The organism is Tropicimonas marinistellae, assembly GCF_001509585.1.
Classification (GTDB): Bacteria; Pseudomonadota; Alphaproteobacteria; order Rhodobacterales; family Rhodobacteraceae; genus Tropicimonas; species Tropicimonas marinistellae.
Genome location: NZ_LNCI01000008.1, coordinates 76,308 through 94,435, shown reverse-complemented (window position 1 = coordinate 94,435; position 18,128 = coordinate 76,308). Strand labels below are relative to the sequence as shown.

Sequence of the window (18,128 nt, the reverse complement as noted above, 5' to 3'; positions counted from 1 at the left end):
GGTTTGCTCCAAGCAGTCGGCCAGGATGTTTCACGTGAAACATGTGACCGACTCGAATGCCACCGAACGCTTCTCAAGAAATGGAATCCGGCGATCAATCTTGTCGCGCCATCCACAATCGACGAAAGCTGGTCCCGCCACATCGTTGATTCAGCCCAGGTTTTTGCCGCCATGCCAACGCAGGCTCGGAGTTGGCTGGATTTCGGAACGGGAGGAGGGTTCCCAGGCGTAGTGTGCGCGATACTTGCCGCTGAGTTGTCTCCGCATGTGAAATTCACGTTTGTGGAAAGCGACAAACGGAAGTGCGCTTTCCTGTCAACGGTTCTCCGGGAAACCGGAGTTTCGGGAACGGTTCTAGCGGAGCGAATTGAATCTCTGCAACCACGCAACGCCGATGTGGTTTCAGCACGCGCCGTCGCCGCACTCCCGGAGCTTCTCAACTACGCTGCCCCGCACCTTGCACCTGGCGGCGTCTGCCTTTTCCCAAAAGGTGCGCGGGTGGACGACGAGATTGATGCCGCACGCGCGTACTTCCGCTTCAAGCTCGAACGCAGGCCGAGTATAACCGACTCGAATGCGGTCATCCTTGTTCTTGGAGAAATCGAGCGTGTCTGAATCGCCACGGTCCAATGGGCCGAAAATCATCGCGATCGCCAACCAAAAGGGCGGGGTAGGGAAGACAACAACGGCAATCAATCTCGGAGCAGCCCTCGCCGAGGAGGGCAGGGAGGTACTGGTCGTTGATCTGGATCCACAGGGAAACGCCTCTACCGGGCTCGGCGTCAATGTAGCTGACAGAGAGAAATCTACGTACGATCTGCTTCTAGACGACGCGCCGCTGGCTGATGTCGTTCGTGAAACCGACGTGGAACACTTGTGGATCGCGCCTGCGACAACCGATCTGAGTTCTGCCGATATTGAACTGGTTGGCAATGAGCGGCGTAGTTCACTGCTGCATGATGCGTTGCGACGGCCGGAGATTACAACATATGGGTTTGATCATGTATTGATCGATTGTCCGCCCTCCCTCAACTTGCTAACCGTGAACGCCATGGTCGCCGCACATTCCGTGCTAGTTCCGCTGCAGAGCGAGTTCTTTGCGCTCGAGGGGCTGTCACAACTCATGCTCACTTTGAGGGAAGTCCGTCAGACCGCAAATCCGGGTCTCAGGATCGAGGGCGTGGTGCTCACCATGTTTGATGTCCGCAACAACCTCTCCACGCAGGTTGAAGAAGATGCACGCGATGCACTCGGCGATCTCGTGTTCCAGACCCGCGTACCGCGGAACGTGCGGATTTCGGAAGCCCCGAGCTTTGCGCAACCGGTGCTCGAGTACGATACGGCGTCAAAAGGGAGCAACGCCTATCGGGCACTGGCACGCGAAATGCTTGAACGCGGCGTCGCCCTCACCGCGTAGAGAGGTCAAGATGGATAAGAAACCGAAAAAGGCGCGAGGATTGGGGCGAGGACTGTCGGCATTAATGGCCGATGTCGCGCTCGACACACCTGGCAATGAGGCACCAGCAGCACAATTGTCGCCGGAGCGGGTGTTGCCGATCGAATCCCTTGAGGCAAACCCGGACCAGCCGCGAAAGGACTTCGCCCGGGAACCACTACAGGAACTGGCGGAGTCGATCCGGACGAAGGGCATCCTTCAACCCTTGATCGTGCGCCCCAGCCCGCGAAATCCGGCGATGTTCGAAATCGTTGCTGGGGAACGCAGATGGCGCGCCGCGCAGATCGCGCAGTTGCACGAAGTACCTGTTATTCAGCGAAATCTAGACGATACCGAAGTTCTGGAAATCGCGATCATTGAGAATATCCAGCGGGCGGATCTCAATGCGGTGGAAGAGGCGCTCGGGTACCGCCAGCTGATTGACAGGTTCGGCCACACACAGGAGCAACTCGCCCAGGCACTCGGGAAGAGCCGAAGTCATATCGCCAACGTCATGCGGCTCCTGCAATTGCCGGAAGAGGTTCAACGCCTTCTGCGTGACGGGAAGCTGTCAGCCGGTCATGCGCGGGCGCTCATCACAGCCGAGCATCCTGCGGAATTGGCGCGACAAGTCGTGACACGCGGTTTGTCCGTGCGGGAAACAGAGGCGCTGGTAAGGAAAGCAATCGCACCCGATACCAGCCGAGAGAAATCCAGCGGAAAGAAGCCGGAAAAAGACGCCGATACGCGGGCGCTTGAGCAAGACCTCTCGGCAAATCTGAGAATGAAGGTCACAATCGAGCATCTGGATGTGGATGGCTCCGGCCAACTGACCATTCGCTATCGCTCGCTCGATCAACTGGATGCCCTGTGTCAGGTGCTCACCGCGAGCCCGTTGGACGAGACCATATGAAAATGAGGACCGCACCCAATACTGCCGCCTGAATGGCCAGCAGGATTGGACGCACGCCCATCAGGATCGAAAGACCGAACACGGCTGCAACGGTCACGGTTGCGAGCCGTTTGGCGCGCAGGCCAATGGCACCGCTCTCCCGCCAATTGTGAATCATGGGACCAAAGATGTTGTGGTCCAAGAGCCAGTCGTGCATCCGGTCGGACGAGCGGGAGAAGCAATAGGCCGCCAAAAGGACAAACGGCACAGTTGGCAGAAGCGGAAGCACCGCACCCAATGTTCCAAGACCGAGGGACGAAACTCCACCTATGGCCCACAAGACGCGCATCTACTACTCCACGATCAGTTCTCTAATCACAGCGTTTAAAAGGTTGCGGCCACGCCGCGTCGTGAAAACTCGGTCGCCGTCGCGCTTCAGCAAGCCATTCGCCCTCAGATCTTCCAGTCGCTGCGGCATGTGCGGATCAGCTCCCATGTATATAAGGCGTGAGAGTGAGATTCCCTGTGTGACGCGCAATCCCATCATCAGGTATTCCTCGGCAACGTCCTTTGGCGTGAGCGCCGTGTAAACCTCGAACACCGGCGCATCCGACTCCACCGCGTCCAACCAGGTTCCGGGCGCTGACCATGATGCTGTCGCGTACCGCTGCCCGGCCATGGTCAATCGGCCATGCGCACCAGGCCCAATACCTGCGTAGTCGCCAGCTGACCAATACAACATATTGTGTCTGCTTTCCGCTCCTGGACGAGCGAAGTTCGATACTTCATATGCGCCCAACCCGGCACGTGCGCACGCGTCAACGGTCATATCGTACATGTCCGCAGACAGGTCCTCATCGGGGAGACCCGTCAATCCGCCTTTGGCCGCCCGCATTCCGAAGGCCGTTTCGGGTTCGATCGTTAGTTGGTAGAGCGACAGATGATCGATCGCCATGTCCAGCGCGCGGTCCAGCTCTTCCGTCCAGGATTCGAGGGATTGATGCTGGCGCGCATATATGAGGTCGAAGGACACGCGGTCGAATGTGTTGCGCGCGATGTCGTAAGCTGCACGCGCATCAGCGGCGCTATGCAAGCGGCCAAGGCGTTTCAGATCCGTGTCGTTCAGCGATTGCACGCCGAGCGAGACGCGGTTGACACCCGCCTGCCGGTAACCCGCGAAGCGGCCGGCCTCGACCGAAGTCGGATTCGCCTCCAGCGTCACCTCCCAATCATTGGCAAGCGGCCAGGTTGCCCGAACCGTGTCGAGTACCGCGGCCACCGTTTCAGGTGCCATCAGGCTTGGTGTTCCGCCACCGAAAAAAACGGTATCGAGCCGGCGGCGTCCGGTCAGCTCACCGGCTCGCTCCACTTCACGGCACAGGGCGCGCGCCCACCGTGTCTGGTCGATCCGGTCCGCGACATGGGAGTTGAAATCGCAATAGGGACATTTGGATTGGCAGAACGGCCAATGGACATAGAGCCCGAATCCGGATTTCTGCCAATCCTCAGCCGCCAAAGCAGCCTGCCACCAGCTTGGCGAAAGCATCGGCGCGATGGCTCATGCCGTGTTTGCGCTCCGGTTCCATCTCGCCGAAGGTTTCGGTCTCATCAAGCGGCTGGAACATCGGGTCGAAACCGAAGCCGTTCTCCCCGCGGATCGGCCATACCAGATGTCCCTCGACAATGCCGTCGAATACCTCGTCGTGGCCGTCCGGCCAGGCAAGGCACAGCAGGCAGTGAAAGCGTGCGATGCGGGGCTCGGGCGCCCCGATTTTCTCGCAGCGGGTCCAGACTTTCTTCATTGCCATCTTGAAGTCGCGACCGTCCGGTGTTTCCGCCCAATCGGCGGTATAGACTCCCGGCGCGCCGTCCAGCGCATCCACGCTGAGCCCGCTGTCGTCGGAAAGCGCAGGCAGACCGGTCGCCTTCGCGGCGGCATGGGCCTTGATCCGGGCGTTGCCGGCGAATGTGGATTCAGTCTCCTCGGGTTCGACCAGCCCCATGTCCCCGGCAGATTTCACTTCGACGCCAAAGGGCTCGAGCAAGCGCCCGATCTCGCGGACCTTCCCGGCATTGTGCGAAGCGATGATCAGCTCCTTGCCGTCGAATTGCCGCATCCTCAGCCCTCCACCGCGCTCTTCTGCGCAGCGACGAGCGTGGCAACGCCGCTGTCCGCGAGGTCCATGAGTGTCGTGAGTTCGTCCCGCCCGAAAGTCGCACCCTCGGCGGAGGCCTGCACCTCGATCAGACGGCCGCCGCCTGTCATCACGAAATTCGCATCCGTTCCCGCCTCGCTGTCCTCCGGATAGTCGAGGTCCACGACCGGTTGCCCGGCATAGACACCGCAGGAAACCGCGGCAACGTGATCGGTGATCGGGTCGCTGATCACATCGCCGGCTTTCATCAGCTTGTTGACCGCCAGTCGCAGTGCAACCCACCCGCCTGTGATCGAGGCGCAACGCGTACCGCCATCGGCTTGAATCACGTCGCAATCGACCACGATCTGGCGCTCTCCCAAGGCCACACGGTCAATACCCGCCCGCAGAGAACGTCCTATAAGTCGTTGAATTTCTTGCGTTCTTCCAGATTGCCCACGTTTTGCCTCGCGGTTCATCCGGCTGTGCGTTGCGCGCGGAAGCATGCCGTACTCCGCCGTTACCCAGCCCAGCCCGGAATTTTTCAAGAACGGTGGCACACGCTCGTCGACGCTTGCAGTACACAGAACATGCGTATCGCCGCAACGGATCAGGCACGACCCTTCAGCGTGTCTTGTCACGCCGGTTTCGATCGAGATCGGGCGCATTTCATCGGTTTTGCGGCCGGAGGGTCGCATGGCAGTCTCCCTGAGTGGTGGTGTCTTCCTCTAGGCGTTCAAGCCGCCGTGATGCAACCCCGATTGACCCCGCCGGGGTTGCGCACCTAAATCCAGTATCGACGACAGCTTGCCTAACCGGTGGGATACATGAACGACAGCGCACGGATCATGGAGCAGATGAACGACCGCTCGCGGGAGGTTTTCCGGCGCGTTGTCGAGGGGTATCTGAGCACCGGCGATCCGGTTGGTTCCCGCACGCTGACCCGCGCGATGTCGGAGAAAGTTTCGGCGGCGACCATCCGCAATGTGATGCAGGATCTGGAGTATCTTGGCCTGCTGGATTCGCCGCACGTTTCCGCGGGCCGCGTCCCGACACAGCAGGGATTGCGCATGTTCGTGGACGGGCTCTTGGAGGTGCGCGATCTCGATGCCCAAGACCGCGAACGGATTGACGCCACCGTGGACGGCTCTGATGCGGACATTGGCGTTCTTATGGACAAGGTCGGTGCCGCGCTCTCGGGGGCAACGCAAGTTGCGAGCCTGGTCCTTGCCCCGAAGCACGAGGCAGCGATCCGGCATGTGGAATTCGTTCAACTGGCGCCGGATCGGGCCCTCGTTGTGCTGGTCTTTGCCGACGGCCAGGTCGAAAACCGGGTCTTCACGCCGCCGCCCGGCCAGACACCATCGTCGATGCGCGAAGCGGCCAATTTTCTCAACGCTCTTGCCGGCGGCCGAACAGTGGGTGAGTTGCGGCAGGCAATCGAGCGCGAAATCGCAACGCGACGACAGGAAATCGACACACTGGCACGCGACCTTGTCGAAAGCGGCATGGCGATCTGGGAGAACGAAGGAGAATCAACGGAACGCCTGATAGTACGCGGCCGAGCCAATCTCCTTGAAGCGGGCACGCAAGCGGCCGATCTGGAGCGCATCAGAACTCTGTTCGACGACCTTGAACGCAAGCGGGACATTGCCGAGTTTTTGGAACTGACCGACGAGGGCGAGGGTGTGCGCATTTTTATCGGGTCAGAGAACAAGCTTTTCTCACTTTCGGGTTCCTCTCTGGTGGTTTCTCCATATATGAACGCGGATCGTAAGATTGTGGGCGCGGTCGGTGTGATCGGCCCCACGCGACTGAATTATGGACGCATCGTGCCCATCGTGGACTACACCGCGCAGCTTGTGGGCAGGATGATATCGGACCGGAGCTAGAAGCGACGATGGCGGAAGCGAAAAAAGACGAGCAACAGGAAGCCTCCCTCGAGGATATTGCGATCGAGGGCCTGGCTGAGGACGCCGAGGAATTCATGACTGATCCGCTCGCCGAGGGCGACGAGATGGAATCCCTTCGCGTCGAGCGGGACGATTTCCGCGACCGGTTCATGCGGGCACTGGCCGATGCCGAGAATGCGCGGAAACGCGGCGAGCGCGACCGGCGCGAGGCAGAACAATACGGAGGTTCGAAACTCGCGCGCGACATGCTGCCGGTGTACGATAACCTCAACCGCGCATTGGAAGCCGTCACTGACGATCAGCGCGAACAGGCCGGCCCGCTGATCGAGGGTGTGGAACTGACCATGCGCGAGTTGTTGAACGTGTTCGAGAAACACGGAATCGTGCTGGTGAAGCCTGCGGTTGGTGACAAGTTCGACCCACAGGTGCACCAGGCGATGTTCGAAGCGCCGGTGCCGAACACTGTCGCGGGTGATATCATTCAGGTCATGACGGAAGGCTTCATGCTGCACGAGCGACTTCTGCGTCCGGCGCAGGTTGGCGTATCTTCCACGCCGGCATCCTGATCGGGACGCCGCTGGCGCGGCGCGCCTCCGGCGGGGATATTTATCGACAGAAGAAATGGGCTGATCAGGCCCGCTGACCGGCGAGCTGTTTCAACTCGTAGACAAGCGAGAGCGCCTCGCGGGGAGAGAGGTCGTCCGGCAGGATTTCGGCAAGCCGCTCCGACAGGGCCGAGGGAATCGGCGATGGGTCTGGCGCCTGGGGGACAGCGGAAAAGAGCGGCAGATCGTCAATCAGCGCCATTTGTCGTTTTCCGCCTTCTCTGTCTCCCTTTTCGAGCTGGTCCAGTATCACGCGTGCCCGCTCGACAACGGACGCCGGAAGGCCGGCGAGGCGGGCGACCTGGACCCCGTAGGAGCGGTCCGCGGCGCCATCGCGTACTTCGTGCAGGAATATGACCTCTCCCTCCCACTCCTTGACCGCAACGGTGGCGTTTTCCACGCCGTCCAGCTTTGCCGCGAGTGTTGTCAGTTCGTGGTAGTGCGTTGCGAAGAGCGCTCGGCAGCAATTGACGCCATGTAGGTGTTCCAGGGTGGCCCAGGCGATGGAGAGTCCGTCGTAGGTGGCGGTGCCGCGTCCGATTTCGTCGAGGATTACCAGGCTGCGCGCGTCGGCCTGATTTAGGATCGTGGCGGTTTCCACCATCTCGACCATGAAGGTCGATCGGCCGCGGGCAAGGTCGTCAGACGCGCCGACACGGCTGAAGAGGCTGGAGACCAGTCCGATCTTCGCGGTTGCGGCCGGCACGAAACTGCCGGACTGCGCCAGGAGAGCGATGAGAGCGTTCTGACGCAGGTAGGTCGACTTGCCAGCCATGTTGGGGCCCGTCAGCAGCCGGATATGGGCGGCCTCCTTTTCCGCGGTCAGGGCACAATCGTTGGAAATGAATGTCTGCCCATCGCGTTTCAGTGCCCGTTCGACCACCGGGTGGCGCCCGTTTTCGATCTGGAAATCGCGGCTTTCATCCACGGTCGGGCGACACCAGTTCTCGCTTCGGGCGAGATCGGCAAGTGCCGTGGCCACATCAATAGATGCCAGGGCGCGGGCAGCCTGGCCAATCTCCGCAGCCGCGGCGAGCACGTCCGAGCGGAGTGCCTCGAACAGACGTTTCTCGATTTCGAGCGCCCGATTGCCGGCGTTCAGGATCTTGGTTTCCAGTTCCGACAGCTCGACCGTCGTGAATCGAACCGCGTTTGCGGTCGTCTGCCGGTGGATGAAGCTCTCACTGAGCGGTGCCGAGAGCATCTTCTGCGCATGTGTTGCGGTGCATTCGACGAAGTACCCTAAGACATTGTTATGTTTTACTTTTAACGATGGTATGCCGGTCGTTTCCGCGTAGCGTGCCTGCAGGGACGCTATGACGCTGCGACCCTCGTCCCTGAGTGTGCGCGCTTCGTCCAGTTCGCTGTCGAAACCGGGGGCAATGAATCCGCCATCCCGCGCGAGGAGTGGAGGCTCTGCCACAAGCGCCTCGTCGAGGAGGTCGATCAGCCTGTCGTACCCAACAAGGTCCGATGTCAGCGACAGGAGCGATTCCAATTCCGCGGGCGCATGCAGACGTGCCGCGATGCAATCCGCCTGAGTGAGACCGGCGCGAACCGCGGCGAGGTCGCGTGGACCGCCACGGTCGAGCGCGAGGCGGGAAAGCGCACGGTCCATGTCCGGGACCTTGCGGAGCAGTTCGCGCATGGACTCGCAGGTCGCAATTTCCTCGACAAAGAAGTGTACCGTGTCGAGTCGCTCAGAGATCTCGGCAATGGTGCAGGACGGGCTGGATATCCTTTGCGCGAGCAATCTCCCGCCTGTAGCGGTCGCGGTGCGGTCGATCGCAGAAAGAAGTGAGCCATCACGCCCGCCGGACAGGCTTGTCGTCAGTTCCAGGTTCCGCCGCGTTGCAGCGTCTATTTGCATTGCCTGGCCTGCCGCTTCGCGACGTGGCGGGCGCAGGAGGGGCAGTTTGCCTTTTTGGGTTACTTCCAAGTAGGAGACAATTGCGCCGAGCGCCGCCAGTTCGGACCGGTCGAAGGCACCGAAGCCTTCCAGTCCAGAGACGCCATAGACCTTGCACAACCGGGCTTCGGCATTGGTGCTATCGAAACTGGTGCGGGGCAAGGGGGTGAGTGCTGCGCCCATTTCGACGGCAACAGTACGAAGATCTGTTTCGTCTACCTCCGCAACCAGGATCTCGCGCGGGGCAAGACGGGCGAGTTCCGGTCCGAGTTTGACAAGGGGGCAGGCACCGACGCGCAACTCCCCTGTGGAGATATCGACCGTCGCAAGTGCACTGGTGTTTCGAACCCGAGCAAAAGCGCAGAGAAAGTTATTCCGCCGCGCATCCAATAGGGTGTCTTCAGTTAGTGTGCCGGGGGTGACGAGGCGCACCACCTCCCGCTTGACCACGGCTTTGGATCCTCGTTTCTTCGCCTCGGCCGGGTTCTCCATTTGCTCGCAGACGGCAACCCGAAACCCCTTTCGGATCAGCGTGAGAAGGTAGCCTTCGGCGGCATGTACCGGCACGCCGCACATGGGAATATCGTTACCCTCGTGCTTCCCACGCTTGGTCAATGCAATATCCAGCGCCTCTGCTGCTGCGACGGCGTCATCGAAGAACATTTCGTAAAAATCGCCCATCCGGTAGAAAAGCAGTGCCTCAGGATGGTCTGCCTTGATCTCCAGATACTGCGCCATCATCGGTGTGACGGTCACGGTTTCCCCCTGCTCGATTGTTTGAAGACAATAGGCGAGCGCGCACGTGCATTGAAGGCCGGTTTCGCAATAACCAAGACGTCAGGCCGCAGGGCAATCGTGTGATGATCATTGGGATTCGGATGACCGGATTTGGTTCACATCGCCACCGATGAAACAGAACCGCGTCAATCGGTGGGTTCGCTTTTCCGCCGAAGGGCAGATATGCCCCAATGACACGACGAAGCCGGGGGAGCCACGAAATGGCAAAGAACAAGATAACCGCGGATGAAGCGCTCCACTATCATCAGGATCCGCAACCCGGGAAGTTCGAGGTGGTCGCAACAAAGCCAATGACCACGCAGCGCGACCTGAGCCTTGCCTATTCGCCGGGCGTAGCGGTGCCCGTGGAAGCGATCGCGGAGAGGCCGGAAGCCGCTTACGACTTCACGACCAAGGGAAACACCGTCGCGGTGATTTCCAATGGATCCGCAATCTTGGGGCTGGGGAATCTCGGTGCCCTGGCCGCCAAGCCTGTGATGGAAGGTAAGGCGGTACTCTTCAAGCGGTTTGCCGATGTGAACTCCATCGATATCGAACTTGACACCGAAGATCCTGACGAATTCATCAACGCTGTTCGACTGATGGGTCCAGCGTTTGGCGGCATCAATCTCGAAGATATCAAGGCGCCTGAGTGCTTCATCATCGAGCAGCGCCTGAAGGAGATCATGGACATTCCGGTGTTCCATGATGACCAGCACGGAACCGCCGTCATCTGCGCGGCGGGGCTGATCAATGCGTTGCACCTGACAGGCAAAAAGATCGAGGACTGCAAGATCGTCCTCAACGGGGCCGGTGCGGCTGGCATCGCGTGCATCGAATTGGTCAAGGCGATGGGGGCCAAGCATGATAATTGCATCGTCTGCGATACGAAGGGCGTGATCTACGACGGCCGGACGGAGCGGATGAACCAGTGGAAGTCGGCCCACGCCGCGAAGACCGAGGACCGAACGCTGGAGGATGCGATGCGCGGGGCGGATGTATTCCTGGGCGTATCGGCAAAGGGAGCCGTAACCTCGGAAATGGTGGCCTCGATGGCCGACAATCCGGTCATTTTCGCCATGGCGAACCCCGATCCCGAGATAACACCGGAAGAGGCACACGAGGTTCGCAGGGATGCGATCGTGGCTACCGGGCGTTCGGATTATCCCAACCAAGTCAACAATGTGCTCGGATTTCCCTATTTGTTTCGAGGCGCACTGGATATCCAGGCCAAGGCGATCAATGACGAGATGAAGATTGCCTGCGCTGATGCGCTGGCCAAGCTTGCGCGCGAAGACGTTCCCGACGAGGTCGCCATGGCCTATGGCCGGAAGCTGGCCTTTGGACGTGACTATATCATCCCCACGCCGTTCGACCCGCGCCTCATCCACACAATTCCACCCGCAGTTGCGCGGGCTGGCATCGAAACCGGTGTTGCGCGCCGTCCGATTGTCGACATGGATGCCTACGAGCAGCGGTTGCTGGAACGGTTGGATCCGACGGCGTCAATCCTGTCGTCTATCTCAGCACGTGCGAAGGCTGCGCAGGCCCGGATGATATTTGCAGAAGGCGACGATCCGAGCGTGTTGCGGGCGGCCGTTGCCTACCAGCGGCAAGGCTTCGGTAAAGCGCTTGTCGTCGGTCGGGAACCTGATGTTAAGGAAAAGCTGGAGGCGGCGGGACTGGGTGACGCATATCGCGAGTTGACAGTCGTGAATGCCGCAAACTCCCGGCACCTGGAGACCTATACCGCCTATCTCTACGAGAAACTCCAGCGCAAGGGTTTTGACCGCTCTGACATTTTCCGCATGGCGGCGCGGGACCGGCACGTCTTTTCGGCATTGATGCTTGCGCATGGCCACGGCGACGGGTTGGTGACGGGGGTGACGCGGAAGGCGGCCCATGTGCTGCACCAAATGAACCGCGTGTTCCCCGTTTCGGCAGAGGACGAGGCGGTGGGCGTGACCGCGTTGCTCTACAAGGGCCGTGTGGTTCTCATTTCCGACACGCTTGTCCATGAATGGCCAGACGAGGAAGATTTGGCGGATATCGCCATTGCGGCCGCCCGCGTTGCCCGGAGCCTCGGTTTGGAGCCGCGCGTTGCTTTTGCCAGTTTCTCGACATTCGGATACCCGGTCTCGGAACGTGCAACGAAGATGCACCGGGCGTCCAGCGTGCTGGACGCGCGCGGCGTGGATTTCGAGTACGATGGTGAAATGACCGTGGATGTTGCCCTGAACAGGGAACAGATGAAGGCTTATCCGTTTTGTCGCCTGTCTGGCCCGGCAAACATCCTCGTTGTCCCCGCCCGGCATTCCGCATCCATCTCGGTCAAATTGTTGCAGGAGATGGCCGGTGCCACGGTGATCGGCCCCATCCTGGCCGGTGTCGGTGCTCAGATCCAAATCTGCCACACCGGTGCGACCGTGAACGATATACTCCACATGGCCGCAATCGCGGCCTGCAAGATCGGGTGAAGCAATGACTGTCTACAATCTCGGGTCCATCAACGCAGACTGGTTTTACAGGGTGCCGCGGTTTCCCGTGGACGGGGAGACGCTGGCCGCCTCGGGCTGCAAGAGCGGTCTTGGTGGCAAGGGCGCCAACCAATCCGTCGCAATCGCACGGGCGGGAGGCGATGTGCACCACATCGGCGCCATCGGCGGAGAAGGGGTGTGGGCAGCCGAACTCATGAAATCCGTGGGGGTCGATGTGACCCATGTCTCCATCGACATTGCCGCGCCCACGGGCCACGCGCTGATATTCGTGAATCCGGATGGCGAGAACCGCATCGTGATCTTCGCCGGTACAAACCGGATGATCGAGGATGCGGATATCAAGGCCGCATTGGCCAAGGCACAGCCCGGCGACATGCTGGTGATGCAGAACGAGACAAATGGACAGGAATACGCTGCGCGGCGGGCACGCACCCGCGGTATGCAGGTGGTCTACTCTGCCGCTCCATTTGATGTGAGCGCCGTGCAGGAGGTCTTGCCCTACGTTGATCTTCTCGTTGTCAACGAAGTTGAGGCAGACCAGGTGGCCACCGCGCTGGGCGTATCGATCACCGAGTTGCCGGTTTCACAACTGCTGGTGACGCATGGGGCTCGCGGTGCCACGTGGTACGATCTGGCCTCCGGTGAGACCCTGAACGTTCCAGCACCAAAGGTCGTCGCGGTAGACACAACTGGAGCGGGCGACACGTTCATCGGGTATTTCTGCGCCGGTCGCGACGCGGGCCTGCCAATTGCGGAATGCCTGGAACTCGCTGTGGGCGCGGCGGCTCTGAAAGTCACACGGGAAGGCACGGCCGAGGCGATACCGCCCATCGACGAGGTGCGCAGCTTTCTCGAAGACGTGGCCGCACCGGGCTAAAAGCCGAAAGCGTACCGCGTCTGGTCACTCGCCTGCGAATATCGCTGCGTTGCCCCACAATTCCTTGACGCGCGCATCGCGGCCGCAAGCCTTTCGATAGAGCTTGTAGGCTTCCGCTTTCGAACGCGGCCCGAAACGGGTCAGGATCAGGTCTCCCTTCTTGTAGTAGTCCTGGTGGTAGGAATCCGCCGGGTAGAACGGTTGAGTCGGAAGGATCGGCGTCACGATTCCGCGCCCAAGTTCTTGTGCGGCATCCTGTTTTCCAGCAATGGCGGCGGCTTCCTGTTCGGGTGCTGCGAAAACAGCTGTGCGATAGCTTTCGCCCCTGTCGCAGAACTGCCCGCCCGCGTCCGTCGGGTCGACCGACCGGAAGAACAGGTAGACCAGATTTTCATAGGAGATGCGGTCGGGATCATAGGAAATCTCGACCGCTTCGTAGTGCCCGGTACCACCCTTCGTTACTTGTTTGTAGCTGGGCTTGGCGACCGTCCCGCCGGTGAAGCCGGATACGGCCTCGAGCACGCCGTCAACGGACTCGAAATCGGCCTCGACACACCAGAAGCAGCCGCCAGCGAACACTGCCGTTTTCGCCTCCGCACTTTGCGCCTGGGAGCAATGAAGCGCGAACCCGACAGCGATAGCTACGGCGAGCGCGAGAGGCTTGAGTGTTTCGACGGCTGAATTCATCGGGCGAACCTCGGATGCGTCAAAGGGACAGATCGATAGTGGCGCCTGCCGTTTGTCACCTGCAATTCACGCGCGGGTGACATCACGTACAGGTGACGCAGGTTTCAGGCTTTTCCTCCTCGTCTCCTCGCCATAGGGTCGCCCGCATGCGTAAGACAGACGACAAGATTTCTACACATCAGGCGGCAGACGACGCCCGTAACGACTCAATCCTGATCTACCTCAATGGACGTATCGTACCGAAATCGGAGGCGTTGGTTTCGGTCTATGACAGCGGCTTCATGCTTGGCGACGGGATCTGGGAGGGGCTGCGTCTGTACGACGGTCGCTGGGCCTTTCTCGATGATCATCTGGACAGGCTTTTCGAGGCCGCTCTCGCCGTGGACATGGATATCGGCCTCGATCGCGCCGGAGTTGTCGAAGCTCTGGAAGCGACACGGCTTGCCAATGGGATGGAGACCGATGCCCACGCGCGACTCATGGTGACGCGCGGCGTCAAATCACGACCCTTCCAACACCCGTCTTTGTCGCAGCAGGGGCCGACCGTCACGATCATCATGGAGCATTCGACACCCGCACTGCCGCGCCCTATCCGATTGGCCACGGTGCCGCATGTTCGTGGTCTGCCGATGAGCCAGGATCCTAAACTCAATTCGCATTCAAAACTGAACTGTATCCTCGCCTGTATCGCGGCCGAAAAAGCAGGGGCCGACGAAGCACTGATGCTTGATGTAAACGGTTTCGTGAACACGACGAATGCCTGCAACTTCTTCATCGTGCGCAAGGGAGAGGTTTGGACCTCCACCGGAGACTACTGCATGAACGGTATCACCCGGGCAAAGGTCATTCAGCTGTGTCGTGCCAACGGGATTCCGATCTTCGAGCGCAATTACTCGCTGGTCGATACATATGGCGCGGACGAAGCCTTCCTTACGGGCACATTTGGCGCGCAAACCCCGGTGGGAGAGATCGACGGGCGGCGGATCGGCTCGGGCCGGATTGGCCCAATGACGGAACGACTCCGCGCGCTCTACAAGGAACTGGTTGTTCAGGAGAGCCAGCATTGAAAATCGCCATGTGGTCCGGACCGCGGAATCTTTCCACGGCCATGATGTATGCCTTCGCCAATCGCGCGGATTTCGCCGCCGTGGATGAGCCCTTCTACGCGGCCTATCTGGCTGCGACGGGACTGAACCATCCGATGCGTGCAGAAATCCTGGCAGCGCAACCGCAGGATGCCGAGGAGGTGATTTCGCAGCTGACGGGCTCAGCTCCAGAGGGTAAGCCGAACCTCTACATGAAACTGATGACACAGCACATGCTGCCCGTTGTGCCGCGCGAGTGGCTTGAAGATGTGGTCAACGTGTTTCTGATCCGGCATCCGGCTCGGGTGATCGCGAGCTACGGAGCGAAGCGGGAGAACCCGACGCTGGACGACATCGGATTCTGGCAACAGGCGGAGCTCTACGCACAGCTTGGCGGCGTGGTGATCGACAGCCACGATATTCGGGACGATCCGGAGGGCATGTTGCGGGCGCTCTGCGCCGAGATCGGTCTCGACTTCGATCCGGCCATGCTGCGCTGGCCCGAGGGCGGACATGCGTGCGACGGTGTCTGGGCGCCGCATTGGTACGGCGCGGTGTGGAAAAGCACCGGATTCGCGGGCAAGGAGGGACCGTTGCCCGACGTGCCGGAAGACCTGCGCGGAGTGCTGACGGCAGCGATGCCGTACTACGAGTCCCTGACGGCGAATGCACTGCCACCGGCGGGGTGACGCACCGAGGCGCACGCCCGCCGCTTCGCGACTACCGGAACTTCCGGTTCCTGTTCGCGAGTAGCCTTAGCCGCAGACCTTGAAGTTGGATGAAGCCCTGGGCGTCTGTCTGGTCGTAGGCGCCCATATCTTCCTCGAAGGTCACTTGCTCCTCGGAGTAGAGCGAGTGCTCCGACCACCGCGCGACCACGCGGGCGAGACCCTTGTAAAGCTTCATTCGGACGGTACCGGTTACATGCTCCTGGCTCTTGTCGATCAGTGCCTGGAGCATTTCGCGCTCCGGGCTGTACCAGAAGCCGTTATAGATAAGCTCCGCATAGCGCGGCATCAGCTCGTCCTTCAGGTGGATCGCCATGCGGTCCATGGTGATCGACTCGATTCCCCGGTGCGCGTCGAGCAGAATGGTGCCGCCGGGCGTCTCGTAGATGCCGCGGGATTTCATGCCGACGAACCGCCCCTCGACAAGGTCGAGCCGCCCGATACCGTGCTTGCGCCCGTAGTCGTTGAGTTGCGTCAGGATAGTGGCCGGGCTCAGACGCTCTCCGTTAATCCCTACCGCATCACCGTTCTCGAATTCGATCTCGATGTATTCCGGTGTGTCCGGCGCGTCCTCCGGATGCACCGTGCGCTGGTAGACATAATCCGGCGCCTCTTCGGCCGGGTCTTCCAGCACCTTGCCCTCCGAGGAGGTGTGCAAAAGGTTCGCGTCGACCGAGAATGGCGCTTCGCCACGCTTGTCCTTGGCAATGGGGATCTGGTGGGCTTCGGCAAATTCCAGAAGCTTGGTCCGGCTGCCGAGGTCCCATTCGCGCCAGGGCGCGATCACCTTGATCTCGGGGTTCAGCGCATAGGCGGAAAGCTCGAAGCGTACCTGATCGTTGCCCTTGCCGGTGGCACCGTGGGAGACCGCGTCGGCGCCTGTCTCTGCGGCGATCTCCACCAGTCGTTTTGAAATCAGTGGTCTGGCGATCGAGGTACCGAGCAGGTAAAGACCCTCGTATTGCGCGTTGGCGCGGAACATCGGGAAAACGAAATCGCGAACGAACTCTTCGCGAAGGTCCTCGATGAAAATGTTCTCGGGCTTGATCCCGAGCATCTCAGCCTTTTTGCGTGCAGGTTCGAGTTCTTCACCCTGGCCGAGATCGGCGGTAAAGGTCACGACCTCGCAGCCGTATTCCACCTGTAGCCACTTGAGGATGATCGAGGTGTCGAGGCCGCCCGAGTAGGCAAGCACCACTTTCTTGGGCTGGGTCATCTCTCGCTCCGTCGCTTGTCGTACGACGGTGCCGTTTAGACGGGAAGCGCCTGCGCCACAAGGCGGATTCCCGTGGCGAACGGTCGGTATCTTTGCTAACGCCGCCTCCATGAGCGATTTTTCCGAAAATGCCCGTGGCGCCACCGCGGCCTTGCGTGCGTTGTTTCCACCGACACCCCTGCAACGTAACGATCATCTGTCCGACCGCTTCGGTGCGGAGATCTTCCTCAAGCGCGAAGATCTGGCGCCGGTGCGCTCTTACAAGCTGCGCGGAGCGTTCAACGCGATGCGGAAGGTTTTGGCGGAACGTCCGGAGCAATCGCTGTTCGTTTGCGCCAGCGCCGGAAACCACGCGCAGGGTGTGGCTTATGTTTGCCGTCATTTCGGTGTGCGGGGCGTGGTATTCATGCCCGTTACGACGCCGCAGCAGAAAATCCAGAAGACGCAGATTTTCGGCGGTGACGCCGTGGAGATTCGGCTTGTCGGCGACTATTTCGACGACACGCTTGCCGAGGCGCAGCGGTGGTGTGCGGCCGAATCCGGATACTTCCTGGCGCCGTTCGACGATGCGGACGTGATCGAGGGCCAGGCGTCGGTCATTGTCGAGGTGCTCGACGAGATCGACCCGCCCGACATGGTCATTCTTCCGGTCGGCGGTGGCGGGCTTTCGGGAGGGGTGACGAGATACCTTGCGGATACCGCGCCGCTGGTCGGTCTGCGCTATGTGGAGCCTGAAGGCGGCGCGAGCCTGACCGCAGCGGTGGCTGCCGGTCATCCGGTGACATTGCCAAGCGTCAATTCCTTCGTCGACGGGGCGGCTGTCGCTCGAATCGGAGATCTGCCATTCGACGCGCTTGCCGGCGTTGCCCCGGCGGATGTGCTGCGCGCGCCGGAGGATCGAATCTGCACGACCATACTCGAAATGCTGAATGTTGAGGGTATCGTCCTGGAACCGGCCGGGGCACTTGCAGTGGACGTGTTACCGGACTTGTCCAACCAGATCCGTGGGCGTCGTGTTGTCTGCGTCACTTCGGGCGGCAATTTCGACTTCGAGCGGCTCCCGGAGGTAAAGGAGCGGGCGCAGCGCCATTCGGGTGTGAAGAAATACATCATCCTGCGGCTGCCGCAGCGCCCGGGCGCATTGCGCGACTTTCTGGATTTGCTTGGGCCGGAAGACGACATCGCGCGCTTCGAATACATGAAGAAATCTGCCAGGAATTTCGGGTCGGTCCTTCTTGGGATCGAGACATCGCACGCGGCGAATTTCACCGCGCTCTTCGCGCGTCTCGACGCGCACGGTTTCGTCTACAACGACATCACGAGCGATGAGATTCTCGCGGAATTCGTAATCTGACGCTGGCAGTGCCCGGG

The 18,128-nt window shown here is 60.6% G+C and carries 17 protein-coding genes; 10 read left to right on the top strand and 7 right to left on the bottom strand.

What is annotated here, in order from left to right; all coding sequences use genetic code 11:
• Window positions 1-3 precede the first annotated feature (3 nt).
• The 3 genes from rsmG to ARC39_RS17495 are packed head-to-tail and all read left to right on the top strand — an operon-like array spanning window position 4 to window position 2,348.
• A complete protein-coding gene (gene rsmG, locus ARC39_RS17505) occupies window positions 4-615 on the top strand; it encodes a 16S rRNA (guanine(527)-N(7))-methyltransferase RsmG (RefSeq protein WP_068116291.1) in 612 nt (203 codons plus the stop codon).
• On the top strand, window positions 608-1,417 hold the full coding sequence (locus tag ARC39_RS17500; protein WP_236545296.1) for a ParA family protein: 810 nt from the start codon (window positions 608-610) through the stop codon (window positions 1,415-1,417). Before rsmG ends, ARC39_RS17500 begins: the two co-directional genes overlap by 8 nt.
• 10 nt (window positions 1,418-1,427) lie before the next feature.
• Window positions 1,428-2,348, top strand: a complete 921-nt coding sequence (locus ARC39_RS17495) for a ParB/RepB/Spo0J family partition protein (protein WP_068116138.1) — start codon at window positions 1,428-1,430, stop codon at window positions 2,346-2,348.
• On the opposite strand, the gene ARC39_RS17490 is transcribed toward ARC39_RS17495, so the two are convergent.
• The 4 genes from ARC39_RS17490 to rph are packed head-to-tail and all read right to left on the bottom strand — an operon-like array spanning window position 2,317 to window position 5,160.
• Window positions 2,317-2,676 (bottom strand): YbaN family protein, encoded by a 360-nt coding sequence (locus ARC39_RS17490; RefSeq protein WP_068116137.1) that lies wholly within the window; start codon window positions 2,674-2,676, stop codon window positions 2,317-2,319. The genes ARC39_RS17495 and ARC39_RS17490 overlap by 32 nt on opposite strands.
• A 3-nt stretch (window positions 2,677-2,679) precedes the next feature.
• The gene (hemW, locus tag ARC39_RS17485) at window positions 2,680-3,873 is read right to left on the bottom strand and encodes a radical SAM family heme chaperone HemW (RefSeq protein WP_068116136.1); all 1,194 of its coding nucleotides are present in this window, start codon (window positions 3,871-3,873) and stop codon (window positions 2,680-2,682) included.
• Entirely contained in the window at window positions 3,833-4,444 is a 612-nt protein-coding gene (gene rdgB, locus ARC39_RS17480) for an RdgB/HAM1 family non-canonical purine NTP pyrophosphatase (RefSeq protein WP_068116135.1), read from the bottom strand. The genes hemW and rdgB overlap by 41 nt, the downstream gene beginning before the upstream one ends.
• Before the next feature lie 2 nt (window positions 4,445-4,446).
• Window positions 4,447-5,160, bottom strand: a complete 714-nt coding sequence (gene rph, locus ARC39_RS17475) for a ribonuclease PH (protein WP_068116134.1) — start codon at window positions 5,158-5,160, stop codon at window positions 4,447-4,449.
• A gap of 129 nt (window positions 5,161-5,289) precedes the next feature.
• Here rph and hrcA point away from each other — a divergent pair, with 129 nt between their 5' ends.
• Together hrcA and ARC39_RS17465 are read left to right on the top strand one after the other, a co-directional pair.
• A complete protein-coding gene (gene hrcA / locus ARC39_RS17470) occupies window positions 5,290-6,354 on the top strand; it encodes a heat-inducible transcriptional repressor HrcA (RefSeq protein WP_068116133.1) in 1,065 nt (354 codons plus the stop codon).
• Between the two features lie 8 nt (window positions 6,355-6,362).
• Entirely contained in the window at window positions 6,363-6,941 is a 579-nt protein-coding gene (locus ARC39_RS17465; RefSeq protein ID WP_068116132.1) for a nucleotide exchange factor GrpE, read from the top strand.
• A gap of 64 nt (window positions 6,942-7,005) precedes the next feature.
• Here the strand turns inward: ARC39_RS17465 and mutS are convergent, their stop codons facing one another.
• Window positions 7,006-9,630 carry a DNA mismatch repair protein MutS gene (gene mutS, locus ARC39_RS17460; RefSeq protein ID WP_068116131.1) on the bottom strand — a complete coding sequence of 875 codons (2,625 nt, stop codon included), beginning with the start codon at window positions 9,628-9,630 and terminating at the stop codon, window positions 7,006-7,008.
• 257 nt (window positions 9,631-9,887) lie between these two features.
• On the opposite strand from mutS, the gene ARC39_RS17455 reads away from it, so the two are divergent.
• The gene (locus ARC39_RS17455; RefSeq protein ID WP_068116130.1) at window positions 9,888-12,143 is read left to right on the top strand and encodes an NADP-dependent malic enzyme; all 2,256 of its coding nucleotides are present in this window, start codon (window positions 9,888-9,890) and stop codon (window positions 12,141-12,143) included.
• A gap of 4 nt (window positions 12,144-12,147) precedes the next feature.
• Window positions 12,148-13,041, top strand: a complete 894-nt coding sequence (locus tag ARC39_RS17450) for a ribokinase (RefSeq protein WP_068116129.1) — start codon at window positions 12,148-12,150, stop codon at window positions 13,039-13,041.
• A 24-nt stretch (window positions 13,042-13,065) separates the two neighbouring features.
• Here ARC39_RS17450 and msrA read toward each other — a convergent pair whose 3' ends face one another.
• The gene (msrA, locus tag ARC39_RS17445; protein ID WP_068116128.1) at window positions 13,066-13,728 is read right to left on the bottom strand and encodes a peptide-methionine (S)-S-oxide reductase MsrA; all 663 of its coding nucleotides are present in this window, start codon (window positions 13,726-13,728) and stop codon (window positions 13,066-13,068) included.
• A gap of 146 nt (window positions 13,729-13,874) precedes the next feature.
• Here msrA and ARC39_RS17440 point away from each other — a divergent pair, with 146 nt between their 5' ends.
• Both ARC39_RS17440 and ARC39_RS17435 read left to right on the top strand, forming a co-directional pair.
• Window positions 13,875-14,795: a D-amino acid aminotransferase gene (locus tag ARC39_RS17440; protein ID WP_068116127.1), complete on the top strand. Its 921-nt coding sequence runs from the start codon at window positions 13,875-13,877 to the stop codon at window positions 14,793-14,795.
• Window positions 14,792-15,502, top strand: a complete 711-nt coding sequence (locus tag ARC39_RS17435; protein WP_068116126.1) for a sulfotransferase-like domain-containing protein — start codon at window positions 14,792-14,794, stop codon at window positions 15,500-15,502. Before ARC39_RS17440 ends, ARC39_RS17435 begins: the two co-directional genes overlap by 4 nt.
• A gap of 31 nt (window positions 15,503-15,533) precedes the next feature.
• Here the strand turns inward: ARC39_RS17435 and ARC39_RS17430 are convergent, their stop codons facing one another.
• Window positions 15,534-16,868 carry an argininosuccinate synthase gene (locus ARC39_RS17430; protein WP_149866473.1) on the bottom strand — a complete coding sequence of 445 codons (1,335 nt, stop codon included), beginning with the start codon at window positions 16,866-16,868 and terminating at the stop codon, window positions 15,534-15,536.
• Here ARC39_RS17430 and ilvA point away from each other — a divergent pair.
• Entirely contained in the window at window positions 16,867-18,111 is a 1,245-nt protein-coding gene (gene ilvA, locus ARC39_RS17425) for a threonine ammonia-lyase IlvA (RefSeq protein WP_068116124.1), read from the top strand. The genes ARC39_RS17430 and ilvA overlap by 2 nt on opposite strands.
• The last annotated feature ends 17 nt before the right edge of the window (window positions 18,112-18,128 follow it).